Here is a 17,825-nt window from a genome sequence, read left to right as displayed (position 1 = left end):
TGATATTCACTTTTTATGCATTTTATGTGAATAGTGATCTGGTGTAACTCATTGATATTGCGTTACCCAAACCCGTTTATGCATTTTTTCCGCTAGCTGGCACGCTTACTGCACTCTACAGTAGTGCTGCGACACATCAGATTTTAACAATTTTAAAACAATAGCTTCACTCAGGTGGAGCAGGAGAAATGGCTATGTCACTGCAGGTTTCACGTCACGATTTTGATCAATGGATGATGCCGGTATACGCCCCTGCGGCTTTCGTACCGGTGCGTGCTGAAGGCTCAACCCTTTGGGATCAGCAAGGTAAGGATTACATCGACTTTGCAGGCGGCATCGCGGTGAATGCTTTGGGACATGCACACCCGGCTTTGCAACAGGCACTGACCGAGCAGGCGAGTAAGCTGTGGCACACCGGCAATGGCTATACTAACGAACCTATTTTACGTCTGGCTAAACAGCTGATTGACGCCACCTTCGCCGATCGCGTGTTCTTCTGTAACTCCGGGGCGGAAGCTAATGAGGCTGCACTGAAGCTGGCCCGTAAAGTGGCGCACGATCGTTTTGGCGCAGAGAAAAACGGCATTGTAGCCTTCAATAATGCTTTCCACGGACGCACGCTGTTTACTGTTTCAGCGGGTGGACAACCGGCTTACTCACGTGATTTTGCACCGCTGCCTCCGGCGATTCAGCACGCCAACTTCAACGACCTCGCCACTGCGGCAGCACTGATCAATGACCAGACCTGTGCCGTGATTGTTGAACCGATTCAGGGCGAAGGCGGTGTCTTGCCTGCCGATCCTGCTTTCCTGCGCGGCCTGCGTGAACTGTGCGACAAACATCAGGCGACCCTGATATTCGATGAAGTACAGAGCGGCGTGGGTCGTACCGGCTCGCTGTATGCTTACATGCATTATGGCGTGACGCCGGACGTCCTGACCACCGCCAAAGCGCTCGGTGGCGGCTTCCCGGTTGGCGCGATGCTGACGCGCGAAGATCTGGCGCTGGTGATGGGCGTGGGTACCCATGGCACCACCTACGGCGGTAACCCGCTGGCGGGTGCCGTCGCCGGTAAAGTGATGGAGTTGATAAACCAACCCGATTTTATGGCGGGCGTGGCGCAGCGCCACCAGTGGTTTGTCGATGCTTTGCAGGAGATGAATCAGCGCCTGCCGATTTTTAAAGAAGTTCGTGGTCTTGGGCTGTTGATTGGAGCCGTGCTGAATGAAGATTTTGCCGGGAAAGCGAAGCAATTCAACCTGGCGGCGGCTGAAGAAGGTGTCATGGTGCTGATTGCCGGTGCTAACGTGGTGCGTTTCGCGCCAGCGCTGAATATCAGCGAAGCGGAAGTGAAAGAGGGACTGGCGCGCTTTGAACGTGCCTGCGCTCGTGTGCTCACAGGAGCTGCATCATGATGGTGATTCGCCCCGTCGAACGTGACGACCTTGCGCAGTTGCTGTCGCTGGCGGGCAAAACCGGGGGCGGCTTAACTTCGCTGCCCGCCGATAGCGATACACTGAAAGCGCGCATCGAGCGTTCTCTGCTCACCTGGCAGGGCGCGCTATCGCGTGCTGAACAAGGCTATGTATTTGTGCTGGCCGACAGCGAAGACAATCGCGCTGTCGGCATCTGTGCCATTGAGGTGGCCGTGGGCCTGCAAGACCCGTGGTACAACTTCCGTGTGGGCACCCAGGTGCACGCTTCGAAAGAGTTAAACGTTTATGCCAGCTTGCCAACACTGTCGTTAAGTAACGATCACACCGGCAGCAGCGAGCTGTGCACGTTGTTCCTCGATCCTGATTATCGTGATGGCAAAAATGGCCATCTGCTGTCGAAATCCCGTTTCCTGTTTATGGCAAATTTCCGCGACCGCTTTATGAAGCATGTGGTGGCGGAGATGCGCGGAGTCAGCGATGACACCGGTCATTCCCCGTTCTGGGACAGCGTCGGTAGCCGTTTCTTCTCCATGGAGTTTCGTGAGGCCGATTTCCTCAGCGGCACCGGGCAGAAAGCCTTTATTGCCGAGCTGATGCCAAAGCATCCGCTGTATATCCACTATCTCAGCGAAGCGGCGCAGAAGGTGATTGGTGAAGTGCATCCGAAAACGGCCCCCGCGCGCGCCGTGCTGGAAGCCGAAGGGTTTCGTTATCTCAATTACGTCGACATCTTCGACGGCGGCCCAACGCTGGAGTGCGAGATTGATCGCATTCGCGCCATTCGTAAAAGCCATTTGCTTCAGGCCGAAGCCGGGGAAGCGGACGAAAGCTGGCCGCTGTGTCTGGTCGCCAACGGTGATTACCAGCATTTCCGTGTGGCGCTGCTGCCTGTCGATATGGCGAGCGGAAAAGTCCGCATCAATGAACATCAGCGCACGGCGTTGCGCTGCGATTATGGCGATGCATTGCGTGTGGTCACGCTGTGCCGCGAGGAGAAAAAAGCATGACGCACTTCATTAATGGTCAATGGCTGACAGGCGGCGCGGAAGCGTTAACCAAACAAAACCCGGTGAACGGTGAAACATTGTGGCAGGGTCGGGCAGCGACAGGTGCGCAAGTGGCGGCGGCTTGTGAAGCGGCACGCGCGGCCTTTCCCGCGTGGGCACGCAAGCCGTTTGCGGAGCGTCAGGCGGTAGTGGAAGCCTTCGCCGCATTACTCGAGAGCCACAAAACTGCACTGGCAGAGACCATCGCCAAAGAAACCGGTAAGCCGCGCTGGGAAACCCTGACCGAAGTGCAGGCAATGATCAACAAAATCGCCATCTCGGTGAAAGCCTACCACACGCGTACCGGAGAGCAGGCCGACGGCGAAAGTTCGCTACGCCATCGCCCGCATGGCGTGCTTGCCGTGTTTGGTCCTTACAATTTCCCTGGTCATCTGCCGAACGGTCATATCGTTCCTGCGCTGTTGGCGGGTAACTGTGTGGTATTTAAGCCAAGTGAACTCACGCCGATGACAGCGGAAAAAACCGTTGAACTGTGGGAGCAGGCGGGACTGCCAGCGGGCGTGATAGCGCTGTTGCAGGGCGCGCGCGAAACCGGGCAGACACTGGCGCATGAGCCACAAATCGATGGTCTGCTGTTTACCGGCAGCGCCGCAACAGGCTATCACCTGCATCGCCAGTTTGCCGGTCAGCCTGAGAAAATGCTGGCGCTGGAGATGGGGGGTAACAATGCGCTGATTGTTGAAGATCCTTCAGAGCTTGATGGTGCAGTACACATCGCGATTCAGTCTGCCTTTATTACCGCCGGGCAGCGCTGCACCTGTGCACGTCGTCTGCTGGTGAAAAGCGGAGCAGCAGGCGATGCCTTCCTGCAGCGTTTGGTGGAAGTGGCCGGACGTCTGCAACCTGGTGCATGGAATGCTGAACCGCAACCCTTTATGGGCAGCGTGATTTCACCTGCCGCCGCCGGACATATTTACGCAGCCTGGCAGCAGCGTATCGATCTGGGCGGTAAGGTGTTGCTAGCGATGCACTGGCCGGATCGCGACAGCGCCATTATCACTCCAGGCATCATTGAGATGACCGACGTGGCGAAACTGCCTGACGAAGAGGTGTTTGGTCCGCTGCTGCAGGTGATCCGTTACGACGAGTACGATCAGGCAATTCGTATCGCTAACCAGACGCGTTACGGTTTGTCCTGCGGCTTGATCTCTCCGCAGCGTGCGCAGTTCGATCAGCTGCTGCTGGAAGCGCGTGCCGGCATTGTTAACTGGAACAAACCGTTAACCGGTGCCGCCAGTTCAGCGCCGTTTGGCGGTGTGGGTGCGTCCGGTAACCATCGCGCCAGTGCCTGGTATGCTGCGGATTACTGCGCGTGGCCGATGGCATCTTTAGAGAGCCCAAGCCTGGCCTTACCGGGCAGCTTATCGCCGGGACTCGATTTCTCCGCGAAAGGAGCCGAATAATGAAAGCGTTTGAAGCCAATTTTGATGGTCTGGTCGGCCTGACGCACCATTACGCCGGGCTCTCCTTTGGTAATGAAGCGTCGACACGCAATCAGCTGCAGCCTTCTAACCCGCGCCTGGCCGCAAAGCAGGGCCTGTTGAAAATGAAGGCGCTGGCGGACATGGGCTACGTGCAAGGGGTGATCCCGCCGCATGAACGGCCGAATATCCCGCTACTGCGCCAGCTCGGTTTTGCTGGCACGGACGAACAGGTGCTGGCGAAAGCGGCTCAGCAGGCGCCGCAGCTGTTGTCCGCGGCCAGTTCTGCCTCGGCAATGTGGGTGGCCAATGCTGCCACTGTATCGCCTTCGGCTGATAGCGCCGATGGCCGCGTGCACTTCACCGTGGCTAACCTCAACAATAAATTCCACCGTGCCATCGAAGCGCCGGAAACCGCCGACTTGCTGCGCGCCATTTTCCGCGATCCGCAACATTTCAGCGTGCATGATGCTTTGCCGCAGGTGGTGCTGTTTGGCGATGAAGGTGCTGCCAACCATAACCGCTTTGGTGCGGACTACGGCGATGCGGGTGTTCAGCTGTTTGTTTATGGTCGTGATGGTCAACAGCAGGGTGCTGCACCGGCACGCTATCCGGCACGTCAGACGCGGGAAGCCAGTGCCGCGGTGGCGCGCCTGCATCAGCTCGACGACGATCGCACGCTGTTTGCTCAGCAAAACCCGCTGGTGATCGATCAGGGCGTATTCCACAACGATGTCATCGCCGTCAGCAACCAGCAGGTGCTGTTCTGCCATGAAGAGGCGTTTGTCGATCAGCCGGCGTTATTACAACAGCTGGCTGCGCGGGTGCCCGGTTTCCAGCCGATTGTGGTGCCGCGCGATAAAGTGTCAGTAGCCGACGCGGTGAATACCTATCTGTTTAACAGCCAACTGTTGCAGCATCCTGAAGGTGGCATGCGACTGGTGCTGCCAGAAGAGTCACGCCAGCACGCCGGCGTATGGCGCTATTTGACCGGGCTGGTGGAGAGCGGCGGGCCAATTCGCGAACTCACGGTGTTCGATCTGCGTGAGAGCATGTGTAACGGCGGCGGACCAGCCTGTCTGCGTTTGCGCGTGGTACTGAATGAAGCAGAGCGTCAGGCCCTGAATCCAGCGGTATTGATGAATGATCGCCTGTTCAACACCCTGAACAGCTGGGTGGATCGCCACTACCGCGATCGCCTCACGCAAGCCGATTTGGCCGATCCGCAATTACTGCGTGAAGGACGCACCGCGCTGGATGAGCTGACACAGCTGCTAGACTTAGGCAGTGTCTACGCATTTCAGCGTTAACCTCAGAGGGTAAGTGAAGCTTCTGAGTTGAAAAGGAGTGTACATGCAGGATTTTCTACAACAAACCCTGTCAGGTAAGCCGCCGCAGCAGCGGCAGGGCAGCAATGCCCATTTACAGTGGCAGTGGCATGATGAGGGCATTCTATCCCTGACCCCCCATGCACCGACGCATCAGGCGCTGGTACTGTCAGCGGGCGTCCACGGCAACGAAACGGCCCCGGTTGAGATTCTTAACCTGTTGCTGACGCCACTGCTACGCGGAGAACAACCGTTAGCGGTGCGCTTGCTGGTGATATTGGGCAATCCCGATGCGCTACGTAGCGGCAAGCGCTATCAGCAATATGACATTAACCGTTTGTTCGGAGGGCGCTGGCAGAAGGTCTCCGATTTGCCTGAAGCTCAACGCACGCTGCGGCTGGAGCAGGCGCTGGAACAGTTCTGGCGCGAGTGTCGCGATCATGAAGTGCGCTGGCATCTCGATCTGCATACCGCAATTCGCGGCTCATACCATGCGCGTTTCGGCGTGATGCCGCTGAATCCTCAGCCGTGGCCGCAGGATTTCCTGCACTGGCTGGCGGCGGCTGAGCTGGAAGCGCTGGTGTTTCATCGTTCCCCAGGCGGCACCTTTACCCATTACAGCTGTGAACATCACGATGCGGCCAGTTGCACGCTGGAGCTGGGTAAAGCGCTGCCGTTTGGTGAAAATGATCTCAGCCAGTTTGCGGCCGTGCAGCTGGCGCTGGCGGCATTGTTGTACGGTGAGCCACTGCCAGAGGTGCGGGAACAACCCCGCCACTATCGCGTGGCGCAGCAGATTACCCGCCACGGCGACGCGTTTGTGCTGCACATGGGGCCAGAGACCCTGAACTTTACCGCCTTCCCGCAGGGCACGTTGCTGGCAGAAGAGGGTGACACGCGCTATTACGTGCAACAGGCGCGCGAATATGTGCTGTTTCCCAACCCAAATGTTGCCGCAGGACTGCGTGCTGGCCTGATGCTGGTGGAAGAAAACGAGCAAACGCAGGCACTGACATTATAAATAAGGTGGGTGAAGAAAATTCACCCATTTTTCCCTTCCGCAAATCCGACAATACCGTTACACTCCTCCTTAATTCCTGCGCATTTCCGTTTGATTGTCATACTCTTTTGCAATTCCTCACGCATTTCTTCTCTTTCTCTCCATGATTGCCTGATTACTGTCTTTTATGCTTTCAGGGCTTTACTCAGACTCTGAGTAGTTGACGTTTGGCGTCGTATGCTTGTTTCCGAAGACGCGACACACCTTGTCGTCATGAAACTGAATAGTAAGGACAAATATTATGCGTAAACTCACTTCCCTGTTCCTGGCTACTGCAATGGCTCTTGGTGCTGCCAACATCGTCCACGCTGCAGCGGACAATCTGACACCACCGCCAGCAGGTAGCGAAAAACCGATGCACAAGCCGCCAATGCATCATCACGGTATGGAGATGATGTTCAAAGGCCTGAATTTAACGGATGCGCAGAAAGCGCAGATCAAGACCATCATGCGTGACAGCCATAAAGAGATGAAACGTCCATCTCTGGAAGAGCGTCGTGCCAACCACAGCATCATCGCTTCAGATACTTTCGATAAAGCGAAAGCCGAAGCGCAGGCTGAGAAAATGACCGCCAACGCGAAAGATCGTGCGGTGAGCATGATGGAAACACAGAACAAGATTTACAACGTGCTGACGCCTGAGCAGAAAAAACAGTACAACGCCAACTTTGAGAAACGTCTGACAGAGAAAGGCCCGCATGACGGTAAAATGCCGCCACCGCCGGCTGATGGTGAATAAGCCGTTTAGCTAATCGGTTTGAGACCGCCGACGTTGTCCACTGCATCTAATGCTTTGGGCAGCGTCGGCGGTTTTGTTTTAGAGTTCTATCAGCGGGAAAACCCCGGACAGTAGCGGGCGGCACAAAATTTTATAGCCGTCATGATCAAAACCCTGGCGTGCGCGCTGCAATTGACGGGCTTCGGCTTCGGTAGCAACAGATCCCAGCCAGAACCAGTGATCGATAACGTGAATCTGCGTCATCGCCGTTCCTACTTCCACCATGCCAACCGGGCCTTGCCACGGCCAGCACACCACGCGCATCTTTTCCAATGCCTGATGCAAACGTTGCTGATGGGCTTCAAAGGATTCGTTACCGCAACACGCCCCGGCACAGCGTTTTAGTGCGGCGCGAAAACAGCCGCGTCCCGGCGTTAACCGCTCCAACCCCAACAATCCATGACACAGGCGCTGTTCATCGGCGATCGTCTTGAGTTTTTCCATGGCTCCAAAGCGACTGCGAAATAAGCCGTAAAGATTCGGTGAGCACGAGAAGTCGAGATCTTTGGCGTACACCACCTGCGGAGGGCCATCGCCAAGCTGCAATGAACAGAGCTGACGATTTTTGCGCAGGCGCTTATTAAACAGCGGCTGTTGCGTTTTGATCATCTGCGCTTCCAGCAGTTGCGCGCCAAGATCGCCCGCGGTAGGGATCCAGGTGACGCGTCGCGCCTGGCGCAACATGTTGGCTTCGTCCGGGGTGCGAAAATGTGACATCACCCGACTGCGCAGGTTGACGCTTTTGCCGATATATAACGGCAGGTTAGCGCTGTCACCGTGAAAGGTGTAAACGCCAGGCTGATTGGGCAAACCTTCCAGCCATTGGCGTAAATGTTCGGGATATTGATAAATCGCGGCCGCATCAAATTCGAGGCGGTGGCTGGCTGCACGTCTGACCAAAACACACTCCGATTACTGGTTGTCTGTCCAGTATATCAGCGTGATGCTTTTCTCGCCAGTCAGCGGCAGGAGGAGGGCGTTTCCCGCAACAGCGGCGGGAAACGTAGAGCGGTTACTTTTTCCAGAAGTCGTCGAACACGGTGATCGGCGGACGACGCTTGTGTTCGGTTTTCAGATACCAGCCTTCAATGATCTTCGCGGCGGCGGCATCGATGGTTTTGCCTTCCAGATAAGCGTCAATCTGTTGATAGGTGACGCCGAGTGCCACTTCGTCCTGCAAGCCAGGACGATCGTCTTCCAGGTCGGCAGTAGGATGCTTCAGATACAAGTGTTCCGGGCAGCCGAGGGTTTTTAACAGCTGTTTTCCCTGACCTTTGTGCAGGCGGAAAATCGGGTTGATATCGCTGCCGCCGTCACCGTATTTGGTGAAGAAACCGGTCACGGCTTCGGCCGCATGGTCGGTGCCCACCACCACGCCTTTGGTCATGCCGGCGATGCTGTATTGTGCCTTCATACGCTCACGCGCTTTTTCGTTGCCGCGCACGAAATCTGAAACCACGATGCCCGCCTCTTTCAACGCGCGCTCGCTGGCGAGAATCGCTTCCTTGATATTCACGACCAAGGTGCGATCCGGCTGAATAAACGCCAGCGCATCCTGACAATCCTGCTCATCGGCCTGCACGCCATACGGCAGACGTACCGCAATAAAGGTGTAATCTTTGTCGCCGGTCTCTTCACGTAACTCGCGAATGGCGGTTTGTGACAAGATGCCGGTTAGCGTGGAGTCCTGTCCGCCGCTGATGCCGAGCACCAGGGTTTTCAGGAATGGATTGGCTTTCAGGTAGGATTTCAGAAAATCGACGCTGACGCGGACTTCCTGTTGCGGATCGATAACGGGTTTAACACCCAACGCTTCAATGATTTCCTGCTGCAGTGACATGAACCTCTCCTCAAGTCAGTAGCCTGACGGCACAATACGAATCATCTGTTAAAGCTAACGCCTCCGCTGGCAAACAACAAGCCGCATGGCTTGTTGTCGCACTTATTTGCAGGCTTTTCAGGCGCTTTTCGGTTTTTGCGCCAACAGGATGAACATCAAAATTGCCAGCATAAAGCAGCCAAAGATAGTGCCCGTCATGCTCAATACTGAGGTGCCGCCCAAACCGGTGACGGGCACGCTAATGGCACCTAAGGTGAACATGGTGACGCCAATCACCGCCGAGGCGCTGCCTGCACGGTGTCCCTGACTTTGCATCGCCAATGACGAAGCCGTGGTGGCAATCACACCGTTACTGGCGATGGTGAAGAACAGTGCCAGCAGAATTATTGGCAATGGTGCACCGGTCAGGCCAGCTAATAGCAAGCAACCTGACGCCACGAATGCCAGCGTCAGTCCACCTTTCAGCACGCGATATTCACCCCACAGCGGGCACAAGCGTGCACTGGTTTGAGATGCAATAATCAGGCCGAAGCCATTGGCGGCGAAGCAGAAGCTAAACGCCTGCGGCGACAGGCCATAGATTTGCTGTAATACAAACGGGGAAGCGCCAATGTAGGCAAACATGCCGGACATCATAAAGCCCTGCGTCAGGCAGAAGCCCATGAAGGGACGATGAGTTATCACCTGGCCGAGTGCTGCCCAGGCGGAAAAGATTGAGCCCTGGCTGCGACGTTCGGCGGGCAGCGTTTCATGCAGTTTCCAGCGCGCAAGGAAGATCAGCAGTACAGCGATACAACCGAGCACTACAAAAATGCCGCGCCAGTTCAGCACCGTCATTAACACACCGCCGAGCACCGGTGCACCAATTGGCGCAAGGCCATTCACCAGCATCAGCAGGGCAAAGAAGCGAGTCAGTTCATGGCCGCTGTACATATCACGAGCGATAGCGCGTGATAATACCGCACCGCCTGCGCCCGCCAGACCTTCAAACAGACGCGCTACCAACAGAGAGTGAATGTCTTTTGCCAGCGCGCAGCCAATCGACGCGATAAATAACAGTACCAGCGACAGTAACAACGGGCGGATACGGCCAAACTTGTCGCTCATCGGGCCAAACAGCAATTGTCCTGCGCCGAGGCCCAGTAATCCTGCGGTCAAACTTAACTGCGCGGTGGCGGTTTCGGTATGCAGATCGCGCGCCAGTTCAGGTAAGGCGGGCAAGTACAAGTCGATACAGAGCGGTCCAAGTGCCGCGAGCAGGCCCAGCGTAATGGCGTAAACCAGCCGATTAGAGTGTGCAGGTGTCATTGATCCTCTGTTTTCTTGATGTCTTGAGATTTTTTTGCCGGGGGATTATACGAAGCGTGAAGCGGCAACACAGCAACTTTACGAAAAACTAACGTTTCAGAAATTGCCTAAAACATTGCCATTGATTTGATTAATCTGGATTTATGTTCCAGGCTTAGTGTGACATGGACAAAGAATGAGGAATATAAAGATGAATAAAGTGCTGGGATGTATCGCTGCCGCTGTGACGCTGGTAGCTCTGTCAGGTTGTACGACTTATGACAAAGCGGAAAGCTATGTGACTAAGCCGGTGGTTAAGGATGTGAAAAAAGGAATGACGCGCGATCAGGTTCGCCAGATTGCGGGTGCTCCATCAACTGAAATCACCATGGTACACGCCCGTGGTACTTGCCAGACTTACGTGATTGGCGAGCGTGATGGTAAAGCACAGACCTACTTTGTCAGTTACAACGATGTGGGCCGTGTCATGAACTACGGTTTCCAGAGCTGTAAAGACTACGATACCGATCCGCAAGCTGCTCAGTAATTCTTGCCGAATGCAAAAAGGCCCGTCAATGACGGGCCTTTTTTCGTTTTACGCTTACAGTCCGTAAGGGCGTGGCACTTCAACATAATTGCCGCCCATCTCACGCTGATAGTAGTGACCTTCCTGCACGTAATAGCGTTTTCCGTTGAAATCGAGCACGCGCATCCCGCCTTCTGGCGGCGCTTCAGGCGCCTGAACCACCACGTAGGTATCGCCCTGACGCTGGTAGTAATTGCCATTCAGCATGTAATAAGTGAGACCGCCTATCAGCACCGCTGTCGCCGCCTCAGGTAAGAAGCGCAGCGGACCAGGACCGCCCCAACGTGGGCCACCACCCCAATGTGGACCTGGGCCGGGGCCCCAGCCGTAAGGGTGGGCAAAACTAATGGCGGGCGTTAATAAGGTTAACGCCAGCACCGAGGCGATAACGTTTTTCATCGGTGATTCTCCTGCTATGACTGATAGCAGAATTAGCCTTCTGACGACAAAACTCAAGTGAAAAGTGGCTGATTTTTCGTCTGTTTACCATGCTTAACGCTTTCCTGACGCTAGCGCCACGATCGGGGGGAATTGCGGAGTTTCAGCCATAAAAAAACAGCAGGCGATGAGGCCTGCCGTTGTTCTGCTGCGTCGGAATTAGCGATGCGCCAGTTCAGCGTGCTCGTCGCTTTCCAGCACTCTTTTATCGGTCAAACCGAGCCAGCGGCTGGTGAGTGAACCGGCCGTCATCGAACCATTGACGTTCAATGCGGTACGGCCCATGTCGATCAGCGGCTCAATGGAAATCAGCAGCGCAACCAGGGTCACCGGTAAGCCCATCGCAGGCAGCACAATCAGCGCTGCGAAGGTGGCACCGCCGCCGACACCGGCAACACCGGCTGAGCTCAGCGTAACGATACCGACCAGCGTCGCAATCCACATCGGATCAAACGGGTTGATGCCGACCGTTGGCGCAACCATCACCGCCAGCATGGTCGGGTACAAACCGGCGCAACCGTTCTGACCAATGGTGGCACCGAAGGAAGCCGAGAAGCTGGCAATCGATTCGGGCACACCAAGACGGCGCGTCTGCGTTTCGACGTTCAGCGGAATGCTGGCCGCACTGGAACGGCTGGTGAAAGCGAAGGTGATCACCGGCCATACTTTGCGGAAGAAGCGCATCGGGTTGATGCCGTTCACTGACAGCAGCAGGGCGTGCACACCAAACATGATCGCCAGACCGAGATAAGAGGCCACCACAAAACCACCCAGCTTGATGATGTCCTGCAGGTTAGAACCCGCCACCACTTTGGTCATCAGCGCCAGCACACCGTACGGCGTCAGCTTCATGATCAAACGCACCAGTTTCATCACCCAGGACTGCAGCGTATCAATTGCCACCAGTACGCGCTCGCCTTTGACTTTGTCATCCTTCAGCAACTGCAATGCAGCCACGCCGAGGAAGGCAGCGAAGATCACCACGCTGATGATCGAGGTGGGGTTAGCACCCGCCATATCGGCAAACGGATTTTTCGGGATAAAGGAGAGCAGCAGCTGCGGCGTGCTGAGATCGGCAACCTTGCCTACATAGTTGCTCTGGATCGCGCTCAGACGTGCGGTTTCCTGCGCACCCTGCACCAGACCTTCTGCGCTCAGGCCAAACAGCCCGGTGACCATCACACCCACCAACGCGGAGATCGCGGTGGTGAACAGCAATACGCCAATGGTCAGCACGCTGATCTTGCCGAGTGAAGAGGCATTATGCAGGCGCGCGACAGCGCTCAGGATTGACGCAAACACCAGCGGCATCACAATCATCTGCAGCAACTGGACATAACCGTTGCCGACAATGTTGAACCAGCTAATTGAATCCTTCACCACCGGGCTGTTTTCGCCATAAATGGTTTGCAGCGCCAGACCGAACAGCACGCCAATCACTAAGCCAGTCAGCACGCGTTTCGACAGGCTCCAGCTTTGGTTGCCAATACGATTCAACAGAATCAGCAACGCAACGAAGGCGATGATATTAATAATGAGGGGAAAATCCATACTCGACTCCAGAGGTGTGCCGCGCAGCACGTTTGGCTGGCACGGAAAACAGTAAGTTCCCGTCAGGGAATGTCAGGAATGTTACCAGTTCAGGAAAGTGCAGGCTTATACTCAAAAGGAATGGTTTATAACTTTATTGATTGATTTGCCTGGTTATTGACCACTTTGGCCATTAACTAGCCGACCGACACCATTTTGCAGCGTATTAAACAGTTGCTCGGGCCAACCGTTGGCACCAAAAGAGGGCATACCTGCGGGAAACCACAATGCATATCCGACCAATGCGAGACAAAGTGCGCGCTCTAGTTGATTGCCTTTCTGGCTATTGAGCAGCGGCAAACGGAAACGCCAGCGGCACGGCCACAGCAAGGGGACGCCTGCGGGGGTCAACATGTCGGCGACGATGTGACTGAGATAACCCAGCGTCATCCCCTGTAAAACATCAGCAGGCAGGAACCAGTCCGCCGGAACGTTAATCTGGAATAGCCACAGGCTTATCGCCACCGCCAGCAAACTGTGGGTAAATCCACGATGACCAAAGGCGCGCGCAATGGGTTGTGAGATCCATTTCAGGCGCTGGCCTAACACAGATTTAGGATGGTCAATATCAGGCAGCAGACAGGTCAGCAGTGCAGCAGGCACGAGATGCCACCAGTCGGCGCTGGCCATGACTGGCGTCAGCTCCGCACGCTTAGCAAAAATCGCGCTGGCAATGGCAAAAATGATATGGCCTTCGGCCGTCATGATGAAACCTGGCTGCAAAAACTGTCGATGCATCCAGTATAGGGATTTATCCAGTGAAATAGAACGGTGACGCTGTAACGAAGCGTTAATATTTTTCGCTTTCCCGCGTCATAATGACGCGGGAAAAGAACAGGTTAGCGTGCTAACCATCCACCATCGACGGCCAGTGTGTAGCCGTGCACATAATCTGCAGCGTCAGAAGCCAGAAACACGATCGGACCCATCATGTCATCCGGAACACCCCAGCGTCCGGCAGGGATGCGCCCAAGGATCTCTTCGTTGCGCGACTCATCATTACGCAGTTGTTCGGTATTATTGGTCGCCATATAGCCAGGAGCGATGGCATTCACGTTAATGCCGTGTTTCGCCCACTCATTTGCCATTAGCCGCGTTAAACCCATCACCGCGCTTTTCGACGCAGTGTAAGAGGGCACGCGAATGCCGCCCTGAAAGGAGAGCATTGAGGCGATATTAATAATTTTGCCGCCGTTGCCCTGAGCGATAAACTGACGCGCCACCTGCTGAGACAGGAAGAACAGGCTTTTGCTGTTGATGTTCATCACATCGTCCCAGTCCTGCTCGCTGAAGTTGAGTGCATCTTCACGGCGGATGATGCCCGCGTTATTCACCAGAATATCGATACGTCCGGCCTGAGCCACGGCTTGTTCAACAATCTGCGGCACCCCTTTCGGCTGAGTCAAATCGGCCTGAATCGACCAAAAGCGGCGCCCCAGGGCTTCAACTTTAGACTGTGTATCGGCAGGACCGGCACGATTAACGCCAATGATGTCACAGCCGGCTTGCGCCAACCCTAAGGCCATCCCCTGACCTAAACCGGTATTACAGCCGGTGACCAGCGCAATTTTGCCTTCAAGATTAAATGCGTTAAGGATCATCTTTCGCTCCTGTTAGCGCAGTGCGCTGATGCTGACGTGGTCCATGTCATCGAACACCTGATTTTCGCCCACCATGCCCCAGATAAAGGTATAGCGCTGTGTGCCCACTCCGGCATGAATTGACCAGCTTGGTGAAATCACCGCCTGCTCGTTGTGCACCAGCAAATGGCGCGTTTCCTGCGGCTGGCCCATCATGTGGAAAACGGCGCTGTCATCTGCCATATCAAAGTAAAAGTACACTTCCATACGACGTTCATGGGTGTGGCACGGCATGGTGTTCCAGAGATTGCCGTCATCAAGACGCGTGAGTCCCATGGTGAGCTGGCAGGTGGGTAACACATCCGGCACAATAAATTTATTAATGGTGCGACGGTTTGAGGTCGCGGCATCCCCTAACGTGGCTTTGACTGCATCCTGCAGGGTGATCTTTTTATCCGGATAACGGGTATGTGCGGGTGCGCTGTTGTAGTAAAACTTCGCTGGAAGGTTGGCGTTGCTGCTGCGGAAAACCACGCTTTTGGCTCCCTGGCCAACATACAGCGCCTCCTGATGGCCCACCTCCCAGGTTTTGCCATCGACGTCAATCAAGCCCGGCCCGCCAATATTGATCACGCCCAGTTCGCGGCGTTCGAGAAAATAGCTCACGCCCAGTTGTTTGCCGACTTCTTCACCGATCGTCACCGACTGCTGGATTGGCATGACACCACCAATGATGATGCGATCAATGTGGCTGTAAGTGAGGGTGTAATGGTCTGCCTCAAAAATTTTCTCGATCAAAAATTCGCGACGTAAGCCGGCGGTGTCCAGATTTTTTGCATGCTCAGTATGAATGCTTTGACGAACGTCCATCTCAGACCTCTCAAAGTTGAAGGAAGTGTCCCGAAGCGGGTCTTTGGGCATCTTAGGCAGGATGAGATGTGAATTCAATAAAAATGAAACGTTGTTTTATTTAATTGTGTGGGTGATCAAATACGCGCAGTTATTGGCGTAGTGGGTGTCAGGAACAATGCAAAGCGTTGCCCACAGATGGGCAACGAGAATGGAGGGGCTGAGTCCTGGCCCGGCACAGGTGTATCAGAATTAATTGAACAGATGCTCAGCTTTCAACTCGGCCAAACTCGCCAGCTTCACATTGGCCAGCGCCCAACGCGAATCATCCGCGTACTCGGCTGCTGGCACCACAATCGAACGCATGCGCGCGGCTTTGGTGGCGATCATGCCATTGAACGAATCTTCCAGAGTCACACAGTTAAGCGGATCCACCGCCAACTTCGTCGCCGCATCCAGATAGACCTGTGGATGAGGTTTGCTGTACGGCAGGCTTTCGGCTGAAGCAATGGCGTCGAAGTATTTGCGCAGGTCGAACATCTCCAGCACGCGCTCCAGCATAAACAGCGGTGAGGCAGAGGCGAGGGCGATTTTTAATCCCTGCTGCTGGCAAAGTTGCAATGCCTGTTCAACGCCGGGCAGTAATGGACGCGTCTCCTCAACCAATGCCAGTGCGCGAGCAATGATACGTTGCGTCACTTCCGCCTGATCCGGGCCGTTCCACGGCAAAGCTTCAAACCACATACGGACGGTTTGATCGATGCGCAAACCCAGCGTATCGGGCAGTTCATGGCGGCGGGTAATATCCACACCCAGACTCGCAAACACATCCAGTTCTGCCTGATCCCACAAGGGTTCAGAGTCGATCAGCAATCCGTCCATATCAAAAATAGCGGCCAACACCGGGCGACGATAAGACATACAACAGCTCCGTTTGAAATTTGCCCTACCTTATCATGCGCAGCCGGGAAATCCGACTCACGGCAGGTTACGCATTTTTCAGGAAAAAAAGCCGCAGTGCAGGTAGACTTAGGGCAAAACTATTGTATGTGAAGGGAGACACCATGACTTACCAACAGGCTGGCCGCATCGCCATCCTTAAGCGAGTGGCTGGCTGGGTAATTTTTATTCCGGCGCTGCTATCCACCATTATCTCAATTCTCGGCTTCATGTTTAAACACAGTGAAAAGCAGCCGGGCATTGATGCAGTGATGCTTGATTTTGTCCATGTCATGGTCGACATGATCAAGTTCAATACGCCGTTTTTGAACCTGTTTTGGCAAAACTCACCGGTACCGGAGTTTCATGGCGGTGCCAATATTGGCTTCTGGGTCATCTACATCCTGATTTTCGTCGGCATTGCGCTGCAGGCGTCAGGCGCGCGCATGTGGCGTCAGTCGCGTCACATCAAGGAAGGTATTGAAGATCAGTTGATTCTTGAACAAGCCAAAGGAGCTGAAGGGCGCACACGTGCTCAGCTGGAAGAGAAGATCCATGTCCCGCGACATACTATTTTGCTGCAAATTTTCCCGCTCTATATCCTGCCAATTGTGATTGCTATTGCGGGTTATTTTGTCCTGAAATTACTGGGCATGCTGTAAGGCGTCAGGCCGGCCTGGCCTGACGTTGTCCCAATGCATCTTCATTTAACAACTGGTCAATCGCGAATTGTGCGGCGTTTGTCCAGTTACCGGCAAACACGTTGGCGCGGTTGAGCAAATAGTAGAGCTGATACACGGGCTGTCGCTGCGAAAACCCTTCCGCCAGCGGCCACACCGAGTGATATCCCTCGTAAATCTGGCGTGGCAATTCGACGTAGTAATTCAACATCGCGAGATCGCACTCCCTGTCGCCCCAATAGCAGGCGGGGTCAAACAGCCATGGCCCACTGCTGCTATCCGCGCAGTTAGCAGGCCATAAATCGCCGTGAAGTAGAGAAGGCTGAGGATGATGATTGGCCAGCGCGCGTTGCACGCAATCGACGATCAATTCGGTATTGCCGTATTGCACCCCTTTTTCAGCGGCCAGTTGCAGTTGCCAGCCAATACGCTGTTCAGCAAAGAACACCGACCAGCGTCGTAGCCAACTGTTGGGCTGGGGGGAGGTGGTGATGTTGTTATCGTAATCGAGTCCAAACTGCGGTTGCTCGCTCCATTGATGGAGGTGAGCCAACTGCTGGCCAAGCTGGAAGGCGCTCTGTTCGTTCAGCGCCTCTGGCTGGATATATTCCAGCAGCAAAAAGCTGCTGTCGCGGTCATTCCCGACGCCATATACTTTAGGCACCCGGACCGTCTGTGTCCGCGCCAGCAAGCCCAGCTGGTCCGCTTCCCAGCTAAACAGAGTGAGCATATCGCGCGTATTACATTTAACGAAAACGTCGAGATCGCCGTAGCGGAGGTGCCAGGCAGGATGCACATCGCCACCAGGGAGTTCGTAACGTTCAGTGATTTCAGCTTCACCGGCGTGTTCGCTTAACAGACGACTAATGGCTGACCACATTGGGTAATCCTCTTTATTCGCTGCGTAAGTTTGATTGTAGCGTTCAAAACTTCAGCAAAACCAGTG

General features: G+C 54.9%; 18 protein-coding genes. 8 read left to right on the top strand and 10 right to left on the bottom strand.

Annotated elements, in window-relative coordinates; translation table 11 throughout:
- The first annotated feature begins 194 nt into the window (after positions 1-194).
- The 6 genes from QMZ65_RS10795 (at position 195) to spy (ending at position 7,051) form a co-directional block, all read left to right on the top strand.
- Positions 195-1,415 (top strand): aspartate aminotransferase family protein, encoded by a 1,221-nt coding sequence (locus QMZ65_RS10795; protein WP_283215967.1) that lies wholly within the window; start codon positions 195-197, stop codon positions 1,413-1,415.
- A complete protein-coding gene (gene astA / locus QMZ65_RS10790) occupies positions 1,412-2,443 on the top strand; it encodes an arginine N-succinyltransferase (RefSeq protein WP_097119250.1) in 1,032 nt (343 codons plus the stop codon). The genes QMZ65_RS10795 and astA overlap by 4 nt, the downstream gene beginning before the upstream one ends.
- The gene (astD, locus tag QMZ65_RS10785) at positions 2,440-3,906 is read left to right on the top strand and encodes a succinylglutamate-semialdehyde dehydrogenase (protein WP_283215966.1); all 1,467 of its coding nucleotides are present in this window, start codon (positions 2,440-2,442) and stop codon (positions 3,904-3,906) included. Before astA ends, astD begins: the two co-directional genes overlap by 4 nt.
- Positions 3,906-5,234, top strand: a complete 1,329-nt coding sequence (astB, locus tag QMZ65_RS10780; protein ID WP_283215965.1) for an N-succinylarginine dihydrolase — start codon at positions 3,906-3,908, stop codon at positions 5,232-5,234. Before astD ends, astB begins: the two co-directional genes overlap by 1 nt.
- A gap of 43 nt (positions 5,235-5,277) precedes the next feature.
- Entirely contained in the window at positions 5,278-6,273 is a 996-nt protein-coding gene (gene astE, locus QMZ65_RS10775) for a succinylglutamate desuccinylase (protein WP_045813955.1), read from the top strand.
- A gap of 280 nt (positions 6,274-6,553) precedes the next feature.
- Positions 6,554-7,051, top strand: coding sequence for an ATP-independent periplasmic protein-refolding chaperone Spy (gene spy / locus QMZ65_RS10770; RefSeq protein ID WP_034821771.1), 498 nt, complete (start codon positions 6,554-6,556; stop codon positions 7,049-7,051).
- A gap of 78 nt (positions 7,052-7,129) precedes the next feature.
- On the opposite strand, the gene cho is transcribed toward spy, so the two are convergent.
- The 3 genes from cho to QMZ65_RS10755 all read right to left on the bottom strand — a co-directional run bounded on the left by cho (position 7,130) and on the right by QMZ65_RS10755 (position 10,238).
- Positions 7,130-7,990 carry an excinuclease Cho gene (gene cho / locus QMZ65_RS10765; protein ID WP_283215964.1) on the bottom strand — a complete coding sequence of 287 codons (861 nt, stop codon included), beginning with the start codon at positions 7,988-7,990 and terminating at the stop codon, positions 7,130-7,132.
- Positions 7,991-8,102: 112 nt separating this feature from the next.
- Positions 8,103-8,930 carry an NAD(+) synthase gene (gene nadE / locus QMZ65_RS10760; protein WP_058959728.1) on the bottom strand — a complete coding sequence of 276 codons (828 nt, stop codon included), beginning with the start codon at positions 8,928-8,930 and terminating at the stop codon, positions 8,103-8,105.
- Between the two features lie 117 nt (positions 8,931-9,047).
- A complete protein-coding gene (locus QMZ65_RS10755) occupies positions 9,048-10,238 on the bottom strand; it encodes a multidrug effflux MFS transporter (RefSeq protein ID WP_211727830.1) in 1,191 nt (396 codons plus the stop codon).
- Positions 10,239-10,428: 190 nt separating this feature from the next.
- Between QMZ65_RS10755 and osmE the strand changes: the two genes are divergently transcribed.
- On the top strand, positions 10,429-10,764 hold the full coding sequence (gene osmE, locus QMZ65_RS10750) for an osmotically-inducible lipoprotein OsmE (RefSeq protein WP_034821760.1): 336 nt from the start codon (positions 10,429-10,431) through the stop codon (positions 10,762-10,764).
- Between the two features lie 54 nt (positions 10,765-10,818).
- Here the strand turns inward: osmE and QMZ65_RS10745 are convergent, their stop codons facing one another.
- The 6 genes from QMZ65_RS10745 to hxpB all read right to left on the bottom strand — a co-directional run bounded on the left by QMZ65_RS10745 (position 10,819) and on the right by hxpB (position 16,181).
- Positions 10,819-11,202, bottom strand: a complete 384-nt coding sequence (locus QMZ65_RS10745; RefSeq protein ID WP_034821757.1) for a DUF6515 family protein — start codon at positions 11,200-11,202, stop codon at positions 10,819-10,821.
- A 198-nt stretch (positions 11,203-11,400) separates the two neighbouring features.
- The gene (locus tag QMZ65_RS10740; RefSeq protein WP_160834589.1) at positions 11,401-12,792 is read right to left on the bottom strand and encodes an L-cystine transporter; all 1,392 of its coding nucleotides are present in this window, start codon (positions 12,790-12,792) and stop codon (positions 11,401-11,403) included.
- Positions 12,793-12,945: 153 nt separating this feature from the next.
- Positions 12,946-13,536, bottom strand: a complete 591-nt coding sequence (locus QMZ65_RS10735) for a metal-dependent hydrolase (RefSeq protein WP_058959772.1) — start codon at positions 13,534-13,536, stop codon at positions 12,946-12,948.
- Positions 13,537-13,670: 134 nt separating this feature from the next.
- The gene (gene kduD / locus QMZ65_RS10730; RefSeq protein WP_097119257.1) at positions 13,671-14,432 is read right to left on the bottom strand and encodes a 2-dehydro-3-deoxy-D-gluconate 5-dehydrogenase KduD; all 762 of its coding nucleotides are present in this window, start codon (positions 14,430-14,432) and stop codon (positions 13,671-13,673) included.
- Positions 14,433-14,444: 12 nt separating this feature from the next.
- Entirely contained in the window at positions 14,445-15,281 is an 837-nt protein-coding gene (gene kduI, locus QMZ65_RS10725) for a 5-dehydro-4-deoxy-D-glucuronate isomerase (protein ID WP_034821747.1), read from the bottom strand.
- A gap of 231 nt (positions 15,282-15,512) precedes the next feature.
- Positions 15,513-16,181 (bottom strand): hexitol phosphatase HxpB, encoded by a 669-nt coding sequence (gene hxpB / locus QMZ65_RS10720; protein ID WP_211727832.1) that lies wholly within the window; start codon positions 16,179-16,181, stop codon positions 15,513-15,515.
- Between the two features lie 143 nt (positions 16,182-16,324).
- Between hxpB and QMZ65_RS10715 the strand changes: the two genes are divergently transcribed.
- Positions 16,325-16,861 carry a YniB family protein gene (locus tag QMZ65_RS10715; RefSeq protein ID WP_034821741.1) on the top strand — a complete coding sequence of 179 codons (537 nt, stop codon included), beginning with the start codon at positions 16,325-16,327 and terminating at the stop codon, positions 16,859-16,861.
- A gap of 4 nt (positions 16,862-16,865) precedes the next feature.
- Here QMZ65_RS10715 and QMZ65_RS10710 read toward each other — a convergent pair whose 3' ends face one another.
- Positions 16,866-17,759 carry a fructosamine kinase family protein gene (locus QMZ65_RS10710; RefSeq protein WP_283215963.1) on the bottom strand — a complete coding sequence of 298 codons (894 nt, stop codon included), beginning with the start codon at positions 17,757-17,759 and terminating at the stop codon, positions 16,866-16,868.
- Positions 17,760-17,825 lie beyond the last annotated feature (66 nt).

Origin of the sequence: Pantoea sp. EABMAA-21, from assembly GCF_030053335.1 — a bacterium.
Classification (GTDB): Bacteria; Pseudomonadota; Gammaproteobacteria; order Enterobacterales; family Enterobacteriaceae; genus Pantoea; species Pantoea communis.
This window is presented reverse-complemented; position numbering and strand designations above follow the sequence as displayed.

Bases quoted from the DNA above. Each gene is read 5' to 3' on its own strand.
- QMZ65_RS10795 (WP_283215967.1), top strand. From the start codon at position 195: ATGTCACTGCAGGTTTCACGTCACGATTTTGATCAATGGATGATGCCG.
- astA (WP_097119250.1), top strand. From the start codon at position 1,412: ATGATGGTGATTCGCCCCGTCGAACGTGACGACCTTGCGCAGTTGCTG.
- astD (WP_283215966.1), top strand. From the start codon at position 2,440: ATGACGCACTTCATTAATGGTCAATGGCTGACAGGCGGCGCGGAAGCG.
- astB (WP_283215965.1), top strand. From the start codon at position 3,906: ATGAAAGCGTTTGAAGCCAATTTTGATGGTCTGGTCGGCCTGACGCAC.
- astE (WP_045813955.1), top strand. From the start codon at position 5,278: ATGCAGGATTTTCTACAACAAACCCTGTCAGGTAAGCCGCCGCAGCAG.
- spy (WP_034821771.1), top strand. From the start codon at position 6,554: ATGCGTAAACTCACTTCCCTGTTCCTGGCTACTGCAATGGCTCTTGGT.
- nadE (WP_058959728.1), bottom strand. From the start codon at position 8,930: ATGTCACTGCAGCAGGAAATCATTGAAGCGTTGGGTGTTAAACCCGTT.
- QMZ65_RS10755 (WP_211727830.1), bottom strand. From the start codon at position 10,238: ATGACACCTGCACACTCTAATCGGCTGGTTTACGCCATTACGCTGGGC.
- osmE (WP_034821760.1), top strand. From the start codon at position 10,429: ATGAATAAAGTGCTGGGATGTATCGCTGCCGCTGTGACGCTGGTAGCT.
- QMZ65_RS10745 (WP_034821757.1), bottom strand. From the start codon at position 11,202: ATGAAAAACGTTATCGCCTCGGTGCTGGCGTTAACCTTATTAACGCCC.
- QMZ65_RS10740 (WP_160834589.1), bottom strand. From the start codon at position 12,792: ATGGATTTTCCCCTCATTATTAATATCATCGCCTTCGTTGCGTTGCTG.
- QMZ65_RS10735 (WP_058959772.1), bottom strand. From the start codon at position 13,536: ATGACGGCCGAAGGCCATATCATTTTTGCCATTGCCAGCGCGATTTTT.
- kduD (WP_097119257.1), bottom strand. From the start codon at position 14,432: ATGATCCTTAACGCATTTAATCTTGAAGGCAAAATTGCGCTGGTCACC.
- kduI (WP_034821747.1), bottom strand. From the start codon at position 15,281: ATGGACGTTCGTCAAAGCATTCATACTGAGCATGCAAAAAATCTGGAC.
- hxpB (WP_211727832.1), bottom strand. From the start codon at position 16,181: ATGTCTTATCGTCGCCCGGTGTTGGCCGCTATTTTTGATATGGACGGA.
- QMZ65_RS10715 (WP_034821741.1), top strand. From the start codon at position 16,325: ATGACTTACCAACAGGCTGGCCGCATCGCCATCCTTAAGCGAGTGGCT.
- QMZ65_RS10710 (WP_283215963.1), bottom strand. From the start codon at position 17,759: ATGTGGTCAGCCATTAGTCGTCTGTTAAGCGAACACGCCGGTGAAGCT.